Source organism: Brevibacillus sp. HB1.2 (assembly GCF_013332495.1).
Taxonomy (GTDB): Bacteria; Bacillota; Bacilli; order Brevibacillales; family Brevibacillaceae; genus Brevibacillus; species Brevibacillus porteri.
Genome location: NZ_JABMIU010000005.1, coordinates 318,493 through 333,251 on the forward strand (window position 1 = coordinate 318,493; position 14,759 = coordinate 333,251).

The 14,759-nt window shown below is 48.8% G+C and carries 15 protein-coding genes; all 15 read left to right on the forward strand.

Features of this window, described 5'->3' with window-relative positions:
• Nucleotides 1-174: 174 nt before the first annotated feature.
• The 15 genes from HPY28_RS15345 to spoIID all read left to right on the forward strand — a co-directional run bounded on the left by HPY28_RS15345 (nucleotide 175) and on the right by spoIID (nucleotide 14,726).
• On the forward strand, nucleotides 175-546 hold the full coding sequence (locus HPY28_RS15345; RefSeq protein WP_007725457.1) for an NADH-quinone oxidoreductase subunit A: 372 nt from the start codon (nucleotides 175-177) through the stop codon (nucleotides 544-546).
• Nucleotides 537-1,055 carry a NuoB/complex I 20 kDa subunit family protein gene (locus tag HPY28_RS15350; protein ID WP_007725455.1) on the forward strand — a complete coding sequence of 173 codons (519 nt, stop codon included), beginning with the start codon at nucleotides 537-539 and terminating at the stop codon, nucleotides 1,053-1,055. Before HPY28_RS15345 ends, HPY28_RS15350 begins: the two co-directional genes overlap by 10 nt.
• A 188-nt stretch (nucleotides 1,056-1,243) precedes the next feature.
• Nucleotides 1,244-2,488: an NADH-quinone oxidoreductase subunit C gene (locus tag HPY28_RS15355; protein ID WP_483297550.1), complete on the forward strand. Its 1,245-nt coding sequence runs from the start codon at nucleotides 1,244-1,246 to the stop codon at nucleotides 2,486-2,488.
• A gap of 3 nt (nucleotides 2,489-2,491) precedes the next feature.
• The gene (locus HPY28_RS15360) at nucleotides 2,492-3,640 is read left to right on the forward strand and encodes an NADH-quinone oxidoreductase subunit D (protein ID WP_017252346.1); all 1,149 of its coding nucleotides are present in this window, start codon (nucleotides 2,492-2,494) and stop codon (nucleotides 3,638-3,640) included.
• Nucleotides 3,637-4,647 carry an NADH-quinone oxidoreductase subunit NuoH gene (gene nuoH, locus HPY28_RS15365; protein WP_170831628.1) on the forward strand — a complete coding sequence of 337 codons (1,011 nt, stop codon included), beginning with the start codon at nucleotides 3,637-3,639 and terminating at the stop codon, nucleotides 4,645-4,647. The genes HPY28_RS15360 and nuoH overlap by 4 nt, the downstream gene beginning before the upstream one ends.
• A gap of 135 nt (nucleotides 4,648-4,782) precedes the next feature.
• On the forward strand, nucleotides 4,783-5,196 hold the full coding sequence (gene nuoI / locus HPY28_RS15370) for an NADH-quinone oxidoreductase subunit NuoI (protein WP_007722093.1): 414 nt from the start codon (nucleotides 4,783-4,785) through the stop codon (nucleotides 5,194-5,196).
• Between the two features lies 1 nt (nucleotide 5,197).
• The gene (locus HPY28_RS15375) at nucleotides 5,198-5,707 is read left to right on the forward strand and encodes an NADH-quinone oxidoreductase subunit J (RefSeq protein ID WP_017252344.1); all 510 of its coding nucleotides are present in this window, start codon (nucleotides 5,198-5,200) and stop codon (nucleotides 5,705-5,707) included.
• Complete coding sequence (gene nuoK / locus HPY28_RS15380; RefSeq protein WP_007722089.1) at nucleotides 5,704-6,015, forward strand: NADH-quinone oxidoreductase subunit NuoK; 312 nt, start codon at nucleotides 5,704-5,706, stop codon at nucleotides 6,013-6,015. Before HPY28_RS15375 ends, nuoK begins: the two co-directional genes overlap by 4 nt.
• 27 nt (nucleotides 6,016-6,042) lie before the next feature.
• Nucleotides 6,043-7,956 (forward strand): NADH-quinone oxidoreductase subunit L, encoded by a 1,914-nt coding sequence (gene nuoL, locus HPY28_RS15385; protein WP_173623338.1) that lies wholly within the window; start codon nucleotides 6,043-6,045, stop codon nucleotides 7,954-7,956.
• On the forward strand, nucleotides 7,949-9,481 hold the full coding sequence (locus HPY28_RS15390) for a complex I subunit 4 family protein (RefSeq protein ID WP_017252342.1): 1,533 nt from the start codon (nucleotides 7,949-7,951) through the stop codon (nucleotides 9,479-9,481). Before nuoL ends, HPY28_RS15390 begins: the two co-directional genes overlap by 8 nt.
• Nucleotides 9,482-9,484: 3 nt before the next feature.
• Nucleotides 9,485-11,017, forward strand: coding sequence for an NADH-quinone oxidoreductase subunit NuoN (gene nuoN / locus HPY28_RS15395; protein WP_017252341.1), 1,533 nt, complete (start codon nucleotides 9,485-9,487; stop codon nucleotides 11,015-11,017).
• A 104-nt stretch (nucleotides 11,018-11,121) separates the two neighbouring features.
• The gene (locus HPY28_RS15400) at nucleotides 11,122-11,352 is read left to right on the forward strand and encodes a DUF1146 family protein (protein WP_017252340.1); all 231 of its coding nucleotides are present in this window, start codon (nucleotides 11,122-11,124) and stop codon (nucleotides 11,350-11,352) included.
• 97 nt (nucleotides 11,353-11,449) lie between these two features.
• Complete coding sequence (locus HPY28_RS15405) at nucleotides 11,450-12,193, forward strand: YwmB family TATA-box binding protein (RefSeq protein WP_017252339.1); 744 nt, start codon at nucleotides 11,450-11,452, stop codon at nucleotides 12,191-12,193.
• Nucleotides 12,194-12,211: 18 nt separating this feature from the next.
• Nucleotides 12,212-13,537 (forward strand): UDP-N-acetylglucosamine 1-carboxyvinyltransferase, encoded by a 1,326-nt coding sequence (gene murA / locus HPY28_RS15410; protein WP_173623340.1) that lies wholly within the window; start codon nucleotides 12,212-12,214, stop codon nucleotides 13,535-13,537.
• A gap of 172 nt (nucleotides 13,538-13,709) precedes the next feature.
• The gene (gene spoIID / locus HPY28_RS15415) at nucleotides 13,710-14,726 is read left to right on the forward strand and encodes a stage II sporulation protein D (RefSeq protein ID WP_017252337.1); all 1,017 of its coding nucleotides are present in this window, start codon (nucleotides 13,710-13,712) and stop codon (nucleotides 14,724-14,726) included.
• Nucleotides 14,727-14,759 lie beyond the last annotated feature (33 nt).

A 14,759-nucleotide genomic window follows, 5' to 3' on the forward strand; every position in this document is an offset into this window, starting at 1 on the left:
ATTGGCAATTTGCTATAATGATAAAGGTATTTTTTTCTAGCAGTATCATTTAGCGACAGCGTTCATACCTACACCTTTGATGCTGCGAGCAGTACCCTTTTGAGGGAGTCACGACTTCTTCTGGAGGACAGCGCAAGACGATTCATACCTTTCTCAAGAGCGGAGGGAACGTGGGTGAGTGACATCTATACCAACAATTATGTGATTGTCGCGATCTTTTTGATTCTTGGTGTGCTGTTGCCCGTGGCTACAGTCAGTTTTGTTGGTCCATTACTTCGTCCAAAGAAACCGACACGGGAGAAGCAAACTACTTATGAAAGCGGTAACATTCCTGTTGGTGACAGTTGGGTGCGTTTCAACGTGAAGTATTACATCTTTGCCCTCATGTTTGTCATCTTTGATGTAGAAACACTCTTTCTGTATCCGTGGGCCGTCGCTTACAAAGAACTGGGGCTCTTTGCCTTAGTCGAGATGGTCATCTTTATATCCTTGCTCATCGTAGGATTGATTTACGCGTGGAGAAAGAAGGTGCTGGAATGGAACTAGATCTGACGAGCATTGCGCCTGAATTGCAAGAGGAATTGAATCGCAACGTCATGTTCACGACATTGGAAACGGTGAAGGGATGGGTTCGCAGCAACTCGTTGTGGCCATTAACCTTTGGCTTGGCCTGTTGCGCGATCGAAATGATGGGAACGGGTGGGGCTCGTTATGACCTCGACCGGTTTGGCGTTATTTTTCGAGCATCCCCAAGACAATCTGATGTCATGATCGTAGCCGGAACCGTCACGAAAAAGATGGCCCCACTGCTGCGCAGGCTGTATGATCAAATGCCTGAACCAAAGTGGGTGATTGCCATGGGCTCCTGTGCGACAGCGGGAGGTCCGTATGTGCGCTCGTACAGCGTGGTAAAAGGTGTAGACCAGATTGTGCCTGTCGACGTATATATTCCAGGTTGTCCGCCTAACCCTGCCGCTTTGATCTACGGAATTAATAAGCTTCAAGAAAAAATCCGTTACGAAGCGAAGACTGGGAAGCAGGTGACCAATCTATGAGCGACGAGAAACGCAAGCCGACGCCGGAGGAAAAGGCAGCGGCAGCGGCTGAAGCCCGTGCCAAGGCAGAAGCTTTGCGAAAATTAAGAGAACAGGAAGCCCAGGCTTCCCAAGAGGCGAGCCAAGTGGAGCCATCTCAAGAGCCACAAGAGGAAGTCTCTGCTCCGGATGCAAAAGCTGTGTCTGAAATGACGCCTGAAGAAAAGGCCGCAGCCAAGAAAGCAGCAGCGGCAGAAGCGATTGCCAAGGCAAAAGCGGCGAAGGAAGCAAAAGAAGCTGCGGAAGCGGAAACTCCAGTTGCCGAGCAACAATCAGAAGCAGTTGTTACACCAGCAAAGCCAGTGTCTGAAATGACGCCTGAAGAAAAAGCCGCAGCCAAGAAGGCAGCTGCCGCAGAAGCACTAGCCAAGGCAAAAGCAGCGAAGGAACAGGCAGAAGCTGCTTCGCCACCAGCAAAGCCAGTGTCTGAAATGACGCCTGAAGAAAAAGCCGCAGCCAAGAAGGCAGCTGCCGCAGAAGCACTAGCCAAGGCAAAAGCAGCGAAGGAACAGGCAGAAGCTGCTTCGCCACCAGCAAAGCCAGTGTCTGAAATGACGCCTGAAGAAAAAGCCGCAGCCAAGAAAGCAGCTGCCGCAGAAGCGCTAGCCAAGGCAAAAGCAGCGAAGGAAGCAAAGGAAGCCGCGGAAAATGGAGCCGATACAGCTGATTCAGCTCCAGAGGCGGATGCCAAGGCGAAGGCAGCAGCAGCCGCAAAAGCCAAGGCTGCCGCAGCGGCCGCTGCAAAGGCAAAAGCCGCACGTGAAGCAGGCGGCGATGAATCCGGTGATGACGACGCCAAGGCAAAGGCAGCCGCTGCCGCAAAAGCCAAAGCAGCAGCCGCCGCAGCAGCGAAGGCAAAAACAGCGCAAGCGACTGGTGATGAGGCCCCGGCAGAGGAAGCGCCGAAAGCACCTTCCAAAAACCAGCCCTATCTTGATAAATACGTTTCGAGAATTTCCGAAGCATTTGGACAGGAAGTCATCGAGGCTTCGTATATTAACGAGCTGGGAAAGGAAGTTCCAACTCTCACCATTCAAAACGAACGTTGGCATCAAGTTGCCCAATATTTAAGAGATGACGAGCAATTGAGCTTTGAGTACCTGTCCGATCTTCACGGTGTCGATTATGAGGATCGCCTGGAGGTATACTACCACTTTTATTCCTACAAAAATCGCCAAAGCTTGGCAGTAAAGGTCAAAACGAGCAGAGAAGAGTCAAAAGTTGCTTCTGTAATGGACCTCTGGCATGGCGCAAATTGGAATGAAAGAGAGACTTTTGACCTTTTGGGTATTCATTTCCCGGGACATAAGGATTTACGTCGAATCCTGTTGCCGGATGATTGGGTTGGGTATCCGCTGCGCAAAGATTATGTGCAATACGACGAGGAGGTTTAGCAGATGAACCATAACATCCTCACGACTCATGTTGATACCTCTTCTGAAACAGGACTTCGTACGGAAGAGATGTTATTAAACGTAGGTCCACAGCATCCGAGTACACACGGAGTATTTCGCTTGGTAGTAAAAATCGATGGGGAAACCATTAAAGAAGCGATTCCGGTGATGGGCTACTTGCATCGAGGTACAGAGAAGCTGGCAGAAAACTTGACCTATACACAAATTATTCCTTATACAGACCGTATGGACTACGTGTCCGCCATGACCAACAACTACGTTCTCTGCCACGCAGTAGAAACGATGATGGGGTTGGAGATTCCAGAGCGCGCTCAGTTTTTGCGATTGATCGCGATGGAACTGAACCGGGTGGCTAGCCATTTGGTTTGGTGGGGAACGTTTCTTTTGGACATTGGTGCGATGGGGCCGTTCCTTTATGCATTCCGTGATCGAGAGACGATCCTGGATTTGTTTAATGAGCTATGCGGGGCGCGGATGACCTTTAACTACATGCGCGTAGGCGGAGTGAAATGGGATGCACCTCCAGGCTGGATCGACAAAGCCAAAGAATTTGTCCAGTACATGAAGAAAGAATTGAATAACTACCACCAACTGGTGACAGGGAATGAGATTTTTATCAACCGCCTCATAGGGATTGGAAAGTTCGATACAAAAACGGCATTGGATTACTCGCTATCAGGTGTCATGCTTCGCTCGACAGGTGTCAAATGGGACCTGCGCAAGGACGAACCGTATTGCATTTACGATCGTTTTGAATTTGATGTGCCGACAGCGACTGAGGGAGATTGCATGGCGCGCTATCATCTGCGCATGGCTGAAATTGAACAATCCTTGCGAATTCTTGAGCAGGCATTGGAGCAATTTCCGAGTGAAGGCGAAGTCATGGGCAAAGTACCACGTGTGATTCGTCCGCCTGCTGGGGAGACCTATGTGCGCATCGAGTCACCGCGGGGGGAGATTGGCTGTTACATTGCCAGTCAAGGCAAGGATAAGCCGTGGAGATTGAAGTTCAGACGACCTTCGTTTACCAATCTGCAAATTCTGCCTAAGCTGTTGCAGGGGGAAAACCTCTCGAACATGGTTGCCATCCTGGGCAGTATCGACATCGTGCTCGGGGAGGTTGACTGTTGATGAATACTCTCTTGCAGCAAGCACCCTCATGGGGGACTACGCTTTGGTTTATCGTAGCGGCAGTTTTACTGCTTGCAGTCGTGTTGGGATTCGTTACGTACGCCATTTACTTTGAGCGTAAAGTGATTGGGTGGATGCAGCTGCGCATCGGGCCGAATCGAGTAGGACCATTGGGACTTCTCCAGACGGTTGCGGATGTTGCCAAGCTGCTATTAAAGGAAGATATTCGTCCGCAGCACGCTGACAAAGCGTTGTTCACTCTAGCACCAATATTGGCCTATGCCCCTGCTTTCGCCGTGTTGGCGGTCATGCCTTTTTCGGACAGCATTCGGTTCGCTGATTTGGGAATAGGGCTCTTGTACTATATCGCCTTGTCTGGGATCACCGTATTAGGCGTGATCACGGCTGGCTGGGCCTCGAATAACAAGTACTCGCTGATCGGGGGTCTCCGCTCCGCTGCGCAGATGATCAGCTATGAAGTACCGCTGGTCATGTCCGTGGTGGGTATCGTCCTATTGACGGGCAGCATGAATCTCAAGGATATTGTCGAGGCGCAGCGGGATGTCTGGAATATTGTTCCGCAGTTTATCGGATTTGCTGTTTTTATCATTGCTGCTCAGGCTGAGCTGAATCGTACGCCGTTTGACTTGCCAGAAGCAGAGTCGGAGCTCGTTGGCGGTTACCACGTCGAGTACTCCGGTTTCCGTTTTGCGATGTTCATGCTGGCGGAGTATGTGTACATGTTCGGGATGGGTGCCTTGATCACGATTCTCTTTTTTGGTGGATGGTTGCCGATTCATCCATCGCTGGACTTCATTCCGGGAATCGTTTGGTTTATCCTTAAATTTTCAATTTACGTCTTCCTCCAGTTTTGGATTCGCGCCACGATGCCGCGCTTACGTGTCGATCAACTGATGTCGTTTGCCTGGAAAGTGCTGTTGCCCGTGGCATTGTTCAACATCCTGCTCACAGCTGTAGTGGTTTCTTACCAAAATGGCATGTTCTAGTAGCGACTTGATCGAAAACAACTACGTTCCACTGTTTTCATAGCGCAGGCTTCGCCATAGGCTTGCTTCGCCAAAAGCTAGCTTTCGTCAAAAACGTGGTGCAGCCAAGTTCTCAAATCCTGAGGGGTGACACACATGCTAGGACTGGCCAAAGGCCTGGGGTATACATTTAAAAAGCTCACGGAGAAAAAAGTAACCCACTTCTATCCGGATGTGCCCTTTCCAATGCCGCCTCGCTTTCGCGGTATTCAGCACTTTTCTCCTGAAAAATGCATCGTCTGTAACCAATGCGCACGCATTTGTCCGACGGAGTGTATTCAACTGACAGGGAAGCCCCATCCTGATCCGGAGAAAAAAGGAAAGATTATCGATACGTATGATATCAATTTTGAGCTGTGCATTTTATGCGATCTGTGTACAGAGGTTTGTCCCACTGAAGCGATTGTGATGACAAACAACTTCGAACTGGCTGCCTATAGCCGGGACGAATTGTACAAGAACTTGAAATGGCTGGACGACAACAATACGAACGTCAGGGAGGAGAATTAGTATGACAGGTGAATTCGTAGCCTTTTTTATCCTGTCCCTTCTGACGATCGGTGGCGCGGTGTTTATGATCAGCTTTACGCGCGTCGTCCACATGGTCATCTCATTGGGCGTTACGTTTATCAGCATTGCAGGTCTGTTTGTTTTGCTGGGAGCGGAGTTCGTCGGGGTCGCACAAATTCTAGTTTATTCAGGGGCAATCTCCATTTTGATGCTCTTTGGAATCATGCTGACCAAGCACGATGCGAACGATGAGGGAACAGGTCGGACATGGAAAAACCGTTTTATCCTGCTCTTTGTAATCGTTCTGTTCGGACTATTATTCTGGGGTGTGCAAAATACACCGTGGCCTGCGCCACCGCCACCTGCAGAGGCTCCAGTAAACAATGCAAAAGAAATCGGTATCGAAGTATTCACCAAATTCGTCATACCATTTGAGCTGTTGTCTGTTCTATTGTTGGTCGCATTGGTCGGTGCGATCGTCATGGCGAAAAAGGAGGGGGATAACGAATGACAGTAAGCATTTCCTCCTACTTAATGGTCGCTCTGATTCTCTTTTGTGTAGGTTTGTACGGTGCATTGACGAAGCGAAATGCAGTCGTCGTCTTGTTATCAATTGAGCTGATGCTGAATGCTGTAAATATTAACCTGGTCGCCTTTTCCAAATTCGGACTGTATCCATCCGTGACGGGACAAATCTTTACCTTGTTCACGATGACGGTTGCAGCTGCCGAGGTTGCCGTAGGGCTAGCGATTCTGATTGCGCTGTATCGCAACAAGGAGACCGTGAATGTTGATGAAATGGACCAAATGAAACGATAAGAGGGAAACCTGAAAAGGAGGACAAAGATGGATACTCTAATGCAATATGCCTGGCTGATCCCTCTGTTTCCGCTTCTTGCTTTCATCGTGATCGTCTCATTTGGTCGCCAATTGAAAGAAGGAGCGGCCATAGTGGGCATTACCCTGACGGCTGTTTCTTTTGGAATCGCAGTGCTCATCTTCTGGGAGAGATTCCAGGGTGGGGGAACCGATTACCATTATGTGATAGATTGGCTGCATATTGGCGATATCGTGATCAACATGGGATTCGAAGTGAATCCGCTGAATGCCATGATGCTCGTCATTGTGACATTAGTCAGTCTGTTGGTCCAAATTTATTCCAAAGGCTACATGCATGGGGATGAACGATTTCCAGTGTTCTATCAATACCTGGCGCTGTTCACGTTCTCCATGCTGGGATTAGTAATCTCGCCAAATTTGTTGCAAGTATATATTTTCTGGGAGCTGGTCGGGGTATGCTCCTTCCTGCTCGTTGGCTACTACTACTTCAAGACAGAAGCAAAAGCGGCTGCCAAAAAGGCTTTTATCGTTACCCGCATCGGGGATCTTGCTCTATTCATCGGGATATGTCTGTTGTTCTGGTGGACCGGAAGTTTCGAGTACGGGGCGATTTTTGAGAGTATCGCACTCGGACGACTGGAACCATGGATGATTACACTCACGGCGATCCTCATTTTCGTTGGGGCCATGGGAAAATCAGGTCAATTTCCACTTCATACGTGGTTGCCTGATGCCATGGAAGGTCCAACACCTGTGTCTGCATTAATTCACGCGGCAACGATGGTCGCGGCTGGTGTTTATTTGGTCGCTGCTACCTATCCGCTGTTTATCGCATCGGATACGGCTTTGACAGTTGTGGCGTATGTAGGAGGATTCACTGCCATATTTGCAGCTTCCATCGGCCTGACCCAACGGGATATCAAGCGTGTCTTGGCTTATTCCACAGTCAGTCAGCTCGGGTACATGATGCTGGCATTGGGTGTAGCTGGTGCTGCTGGTTATGTAGCAGGTTCCTTTCATTTGATGACGCACGCCTTTTTCAAAGCACTGCTCTTCCTTGGAGCAGGTAGTGTCATCCATGCCGTACATACGCAGGATGTATTCGAAATGGGTGGCTTGTGGAAAAAGATGCCGATTACCGCTTTGACTTTCTTGATCGGTTGCTTGGCGATTGCGGGGATCTTTCCGTTCGCTGGTTTCTGGTCAAAAGAAGCGATTCTGGGAGCTGTTTACGGAGCGCAACGCTACGATTTACTGTTCATCGCGCTGCTAGCAGCATTCTTTACCGCATTCTATATGTTCCGTCTGTTCTTCCTAACATTCGCAGGGAAGGCACGTGGCAAGCACGAAGCGCACGAATCTCCAAGTGTCATGACAGGTCCGCTCTTGGTCTTGGCATTACTTGCGGTTGTTGCGGGCTTTGTGAATACACCGTACGCGCCATTACTCTCCGATTGGTTGTTATCAACGAACACAGGGATGGCAATCACGAGCATTTTTGGGGAAGGCAGTGAGCATGCACCATCTTGGTTACAGATTGTGGCACTGTTGATCTCCATTTTTGGAGTCGTGCTGGCGTACCTGATGTACGGCAAGAAATCAATCTCCTCGGACACTATTCCAAAAACAATGCCGTGGCTCTATCAGCTCTCATACAAGAAGTACTACATCGATGAGCTGTATCACAACGTCATTGTTCGTCCATTAGGCTGGCTTGGATTTGTCCTGGATGTATTTGATAAGTATATTGTGGATGGTTTGGTTGGATTGACAGCAAAAATCACCCAAGGAATCGGATCTTTGCACGCAAGAGTACAAAGTGGGCAGATTCAGTCCTATGGGGCAATGGTCATATTCGGTCTGTTACTCTTGATCATCGCCATCAGTTTGACGGCTAGGGGAGGTGGACTCTTTGGGTAATATCCTTTTGTCATCACTGGTGTTCTCTCCGCTGCTGGCGATTCTCGTCATGGCCTTTATCCCCAGTCGACATGCAGGTGTGATCAAGCAGGTCGGGATTTTTGGAACGTTGCCGGCACTTATCTTGGCAGGTTGGATGTTCGGCATGTTTGATTACGAGACAGCTAATCTGCAGTTCGTAGAAAAGCACAATTGGATTTCGATTCCGATTGGAATGGCTCAGGCAGGCACCGTCTTTGCTTTTGAGATCAACTATGAACTCGGTGTGGATGGTATTTCGATGCCATTGATTTTGCTGACGGCGATTATCGGTACCCTCGCAGCAATTGCTTCGTGGCAGATCAAGAAGAGGCAGAAGGAGTATTTTATCCTGTTTCACCTGTTGTTGATCGGCATGTTGGGAGTCTTTGCTGCAGACAATCTGTTTCTGTTCTTCATTTTCTTCGAGCTGACACTCGTACCGATGTACTTCCTCATCGGGATTTGGGGATATGGGGAGCGCGAACAAGCAGCGAATAAATTCCTTTTGTATAACGGAATCGGTTCAGGGATTATGCTGCTAGCTTTCATCGTGATCTTTGTCATCATGCGGACGCTCAATATGGATGAAATCACGGCGATCCTGACGACACCAGGGCATCCGATAACCGAAATCCTTACGCCGGAAATGCGTTTTGGCATCTTCCTAGCGCTATTTATCGCTTTTGCGATCAAGCTGCCCGTATTTCCGTTCCACACGTGGATGCTACGCGTACACGTACAGGCTCCACCTTCTATCGTCATGATTCACTCCGGTATTTTGCTGAAGATGGGGGCATACGGTCTTTTGCGGATGGGAATCGGCTTCTTCCCAGAGCAGGCCTATGATTTCTCTACGTGGATGGCAGTTTTGGGGATTATCAACATTTTGTATGGAGCTGTGCTGGCCTTCGTACAAAAGGATTTAAAAATGGTGCTGGCTTACTCCAGTATCAGCCATATGGGTATCGTCTTGCTCGGTTTCGCATCAATGAACACGATCGGGTTTCAGGGAGCGATGTTCCAGGTGGTATCCCACGGCTTTATCTCAGCACTGCTCTTCTTCTTGATCGGTGTCATTTGGGATCGGACGCAGACATCGATGCTCGACGATTTGGGCGGTTTAGCTAAGTCCATGCCGTTTGTCAGCGGTGTGTTGTTGGCAGGGGGGATGGCTTCACTCGGACTTCCGGGCATGTCCGGATTCATTAGTGAGTTCTTTGCCTTCCTCGGTCTGTTTGGTCGTTTGCCAGTAATGGCAGCAGTGGGAGCGATTGGGATTGTCCTCACCGCAGTTTATTTACTCAGAGCGATCTTGAAAACGACTTTTGGCCCTACTCCAGGTAGATGTACAGGACTTGCTGATGCACAGCCGATGGAAGTCATTCCGATGGTAGTCCTATTGGGATGTATTATTCTCATTGGTGTTTATCCAGCAGTTCTGGGGAATCCGATGCAGCAGGCGCTGAAAACGATCGTACCTATCGTAACGGGAATAGGAGGGTAATCCATGGAGGTTAAAGATATTTTCTCATATGACTGGAGCTACCTTCTGCCCGAGTTTATCATTCTGGGCTTTGCTACCTTTTTATCACTGCTGGATCTTTTTGCGGGCAAACGCCTAGGCAAGCAGGTCATTGGTTGGCTATCCTTCCTGGCAACGGTCATAGCGGCGATCTTTGTGATCATCAATATGAATGCTCTCGATAAGCCATACAGCTACATGATCGACATGATCCGAATCGACGATTACGGCAATGCGTTCAAGCTGATTTTCCTGGCAGGTACAGCTTTTGCCATTCTCATCTCGCTGTCCTATCTGAAATCAGGGGAAATCCAGCACAGAGGCGAGTATTACTATTTGCTGCTGACCGGGCTTCTCGGGGCTATGGTCATGGCTTCGTCGGCTGACTTGATTACCTTGTTTGTGGGACTGGAGCTATTGTCTCTCTCGTCCTATGTACTGGTCGGATTGCGAAAAAAATCGCGGCTTTCCAACGAGTCGGCGTTCAAATACGTCGTTTCGGGAAGTATTGCTACGGCTGTGCTCCTGTTTGGGATGTCGTACGTGTACGGTCTCACGGGAACTACACATATTTATGAAATCTCATTCCGATTGGCAGAAGCGGGAATGGCGGGCTATCAGTTCCTCGTCTATACGGCGTTTGCGTTTCTCGCAGTAGGTCTTGCATTCAAAATATCTGCAGCGCCTAACCACATGTGGGCGCCAGATGTCTATCAAGGTGCTCCTACCCCGGTCACTGCTTTCCTGGCAGTTGTGTCAAAAGCAGCAGGGTTCGCGCTGATTTTTCGAGTAATGATGATCTCGTTTTTCAACGTTTCCAATGGAACGGGATCAGGAAGGTTCTTTTTCGAAGAGGGAAGCCTCTATCTAGGGATAATGGCAGCGGCCTCGATGATTATCGGGAATACGATGGCGCTCAGGCAGACAAACGTCAAGCGTATGATGGCTTATTCAGGCATTGCACAAGCGGGCTATTTGCTCGTGCCGTTTGTACCACCGACCTCTCTCTTTTTCAGCGAAGTGATCTTCTATCTGTTCGGTTACTTGCTGGTTAGCTTTGGTGCTTTCGCTGTGATTATGGTTGTATCTCGTGAGCAAGAGACAGAGGATTTGAAAGGATTCGCCGGATTGTATCATCGCTCACCAGTTATGGCGGTTGCGATGAGCATCTTCCTCTTGTCCTTGGCAGGTATCCCGATTACGGTTGGCTTCTTCGGGAAGTTCTATCTGTTCATGGGTACATTAGTGGTAGAAAACTACTGGCTGGCGGCGATTATGATCATCACCAGCGTCATTTCCTACTACTACTACTTTGGGATTATTCGTCAGATGTACATGCGTCCTGGGACAACCGAAGCACCAATGGTCGTGCCAAAAGGCATTTGGACGTTTATTCTCATCATGGCAATCGCTACCGTATTCTTCGGTGCTTTCCCGGGTCTGGTCACCGACTATATCCAAATTCATTTCAATCCGTCCTTTGATTTTGGGAACATGCTCTCTCCCAGCTCTCAGTGATACTCGTAACTGAATAGCACTTCAGGTACAATAGAAGGGATGGCTCGTAATCGGGCCGTCCCTTTTTCTATGATTCTCGGATAGGCAATGAGGAGGTAACGAGCATGCCACAAGAAGTATATGGCTTGTTGAGTATCGTTTTATCGATTGCGTTTATTGGGCTCGCTTGGTGGGCGTTGCAATCCTTTCGCTTTGATAAGATTTTGAAAAAACCAAATGGCGTTCAGGCGAAGCTGTTGCAAATTTTTCTTTCCATTGTGATTGGATATGAACTATCCCGCTTTTTCCTTGATTACTTGGGCTGGTCCCTGACATTCGGGAATTTGTTCAACTAAATACCCAAAGACGACGATTCGCTGGTATATCCACCCAGCTACATGTACAAAATGAGAAGTACAAAGAGATACATGTAAGCATAGGGAGAGGATATCAATGGGGAAATGGTCTGGTTGGTGCGTGCTGGCTCTATTGCTCGTGATGGGGGCCGTGTATTGGATGCCTGCACAAGCAAAGGAAGAAAAGCCGGTTGTGACAGAAATGATGAAAGTACTAGAAGATACGGGCGCAACGGGTGTATCGGTTCAGGTACGTATGCGTACGGCGATGGGAGAAGGCCTGCGTTCTGAACAAGTAAAAGAGTTGGCGACGAAATGGGCACAACAACTTGAGATTCCGTTTTCCCCAAGCGAACAATCGCGTAAGCACAACATACTTGCATATAGGACTACATACACACAAAACGGCGTGGATCTGAGCTACGAGGTGACAGCAGTTCCTAAAAATGGAGCATTTTCTGTATATCTAGTACTTCAGTTATCTGGAAACCGTGATTCCCTACTATATATTGGACAAGTACAGGAAACCTTCACGAATGCCCTGCAAAGCGCCGACTTTATTCCGCAAATTAGCACTTGTATTCGCGGATTGTACAATGTTAAGATGGGTGTTGACCAACAGGAGGGTAAAATATTGTCGATTTTTGGTACTCTCCAGGCGACAGAATTAGAACGTTTGCAAGATGAGACGGTTGTCAGCATTTCAGGGTATACCCCTATGTGGGAATCATTCATCGCGTTAAACGGTCAAAAGATGAATCTACAGGTGGCTACGCATCGTGACAGCCATTCTGGAACATGGATTACTGTAGGTACACCAATCATCACTGTGGAATATTAGCACGCGGAGGGGTACACATTGGATAAAATTATTGTCCGTGGTGGTAAGGCATTGTCTGGAAATGTAAAAGTATCTGGCGCCAAAAATGCCGTACTCCCTATTATTGCAGCATCTATCCTGGCAGAAGAAGGGACTTGTGTCATCTCTGACGTACCAGCTCTCGACGATGTCATGACGATATGCGACCTTTTGAAATCGATGGGAATCTCCCTTACATATGATCATGAAGTGCTGACAATCGATGCTTCCAAGCTTACGAGTGTAGAAGCGTCCTATGAACTGGTCCGCAAAATGCGCGCATCTTTCCTCGTGATGGGGCCGCTTTTAGCCAGAAAAGGACAAGCTCGTGTCGCTCTCCCGGGTGGATGTGCCATTGGTACGCGCCCGATCGACCAGCACCTTAAAGGGTTTGAGGCTATGGGAGCCAAGATCGAAATCGGACAAGGGTTTATTGAAGCGACGGTAGAAGGACGATTGAAGGGTGCGAAAATCTACCTGGATATTGCTAGCGTCGGTGCAACAGAAAATATTATGATGGCCGCTGCTTTGGCAGAGGGAACCACATTGATCGAAAATGCGGCAGAAGAGCCGGAGATCGTTGATTTGGCGAACTTCCTGAACAGAATGGGAGCAAAAATCCGCGGAGCGGGTACAGGCTCGATCCGCATCGAAGGCGTGGAAAAGCTGAAGGGCTGCACACATTGTGTCATTCCTGACCGCATTGAAGCAGGAACTTTCATGGTTGCTGCAGCAATTACTGGCGGGGATGTCTTTGTGGAAGGTGCGATTTGCGATCATCTCAAATCCGTGACCGCCAAGCTTCGTGAAATGGGCGTGGACATTGAGGAGCAAGAAAACGGCATTCGTGTACGCCGCACAGGCACACTGAAAGCAGTTGACCTCAAAACGCTGCCATACCCTGGCTTCCCGACAGATATGCAGTCGCAAATGATGGCGCTTTTGCTTGTTTCGGAAGGAACGAGCATCGTGACCGAAACAGTATTTGAGAACCGCTTCATGCACGTGGAAGAGTTCCGTCGCATGAATGCGAACATCAAGATCGAAGGCCGCAGTGCCATCGTCGAAGGTGGTTCTAAGCTGACAGGCAGCAAGGTAGCAGCAACTGACCTGCGTGCGGGTGCAGCACTTGTACTGGCTGGGCTCGTATCGGAGGGTGAGACTGAGGTTTCTGCCCTGCACCATATTGACCGTGGCTATGTGAACTTTACCGAAAAGCTGCTGGCTTTGGGCGCAGATGTAGAACGTATGGTTCCAGAAGAAAAGGCTCGTGAAAAAGCAGTTTCGGAAACCATCAAAGTAAGCTTCTCTCCTAATTTTGCTTGATAAATGCGTCAACCATATGGCAAAACGAAAGATTCTCTGCGTATGCAGGGGGTCTTTTTTTCGTTCTCTCGACTCTCTCATTCTCTCGTTCTACCGCTCTGTTACCAAACATAGACTTTAGTAGGTTATTCAGACTTTTCGTGTCTAGTATGTAACGGGGAGGATCTCTTGCATGAAACGCTATCTACTCATGTGGTTTATCGCTTTGCCGATCTTGCTCGTCCTGATGCCTGCTGCTCTGGTCTTTTGGTTTTCACCAGAAATAGGCCCTGTCAGTCAGCCGACTGTGGCCGTCACGGAGCCTGCCATACCGGCGATGAAGGAATCGGCTTCTTCTATGCCAGTAAAGGTGTACCGTACAGAAAAAAAAGCTGTGGAAACATTGCCGCTAGAAACGTATATTACCGGAGTCGTAGCGGCGGAAATGCCAGCTGAGTTCGAGTTGGAGGCTTTAAAAGCACAGGCGTTGGCGGCCAGGACCTATATCGTGCGACGAGTAAAAGAGGGCAAATTTGATGATGTGCCATCAGGTGGTCAGGTCTTGGATACGGTGCAGCATCAAGTTTATATGGATGAGCACCAGCGGCGAGAGCGTTGGGGAGATCAGTACGAATGGAAAAACAAACGAATTCAGCAGGCAGTTATGGCGACAGCAGGGATTATCCTGACCTACCAGAACGAGCCCATTGACGCGACGTTTTTTTCCACCAGTAATGGTTTTACAGAAAACTCGGATGAATATTGGGAAAAGCCCATTCCTTATTTGAAGAGCGTTGCGAGTCCTTGGGATATTCAATCTCCTCGCTATGAGGAAACGGTCGTCATGTCTACTGTGGAGCTAGAAAAGAATTTGGGCGTCAAGCTCACGCAGGAGGCTTCTACCAATGGTTCCTGGTATCGGATCGAATCGCGTACAACCGGAAATCGCGTAGGAACCATCAGCATTGGCGGCAAGGAGTTTACAGGTAGAGAGTTTCGTGAAAAGCTCAATTTGAATTCTTCTTCCTTTACGTTGGACTTGCGCGGCAATCAGGTTTTCATTACGACCAAAGGGTACGGTCATGGTGTCGGCATGAGCCAGTGGGGAGCAAATGGAATGGCCAAAAGCGGGAAAAGCGCGGAGCAAATCGTCAAGCACTTCTATCAAGGAATTAGTCTGCAAGTGTATTCAAGAGTGATCCCAGCTTAAAAGAAAAGCAAATTTTTACTTTTCCCTACTCTC

Excerpts from the sequence above, each read along its gene's own strand:
- HPY28_RS15400 (WP_017252340.1), top strand. The coding sequence starts at position 11,122 with ATGCCACAAGAAGTATATGGCTTGTTGAGTATCGTTTTATCGATTGCG.
- spoIID (WP_017252337.1), top strand. The coding sequence starts at position 13,710 with ATGAAACGCTATCTACTCATGTGGTTTATCGCTTTGCCGATCTTGCTC.
- HPY28_RS15355 (WP_483297550.1), top strand. The coding sequence starts at position 1,244 with ATGACGCCTGAAGAAAAGGCCGCAGCCAAGAAAGCAGCAGCGGCAGAA.
- nuoL (WP_173623338.1), top strand. The coding sequence starts at position 6,043 with ATGGATACTCTAATGCAATATGCCTGGCTGATCCCTCTGTTTCCGCTT.
- HPY28_RS15350 (WP_007725455.1), top strand. The coding sequence starts at position 537 with ATGGAACTAGATCTGACGAGCATTGCGCCTGAATTGCAAGAGGAATTG.
- nuoN (WP_017252341.1), top strand. The coding sequence starts at position 9,485 with ATGGAGGTTAAAGATATTTTCTCATATGACTGGAGCTACCTTCTGCCC.
- nuoK (WP_007722089.1), top strand. The coding sequence starts at position 5,704 with ATGACAGTAAGCATTTCCTCCTACTTAATGGTCGCTCTGATTCTCTTT.
- nuoI (WP_007722093.1), top strand. The coding sequence starts at position 4,783 with ATGCTAGGACTGGCCAAAGGCCTGGGGTATACATTTAAAAAGCTCACG.
- HPY28_RS15360 (WP_017252346.1), top strand. The coding sequence starts at position 2,492 with ATGAACCATAACATCCTCACGACTCATGTTGATACCTCTTCTGAAACA.
- HPY28_RS15375 (WP_017252344.1), top strand. The coding sequence starts at position 5,198 with ATGACAGGTGAATTCGTAGCCTTTTTTATCCTGTCCCTTCTGACGATC.
- HPY28_RS15405 (WP_017252339.1), top strand. The coding sequence starts at position 11,450 with ATGGGGAAATGGTCTGGTTGGTGCGTGCTGGCTCTATTGCTCGTGATG.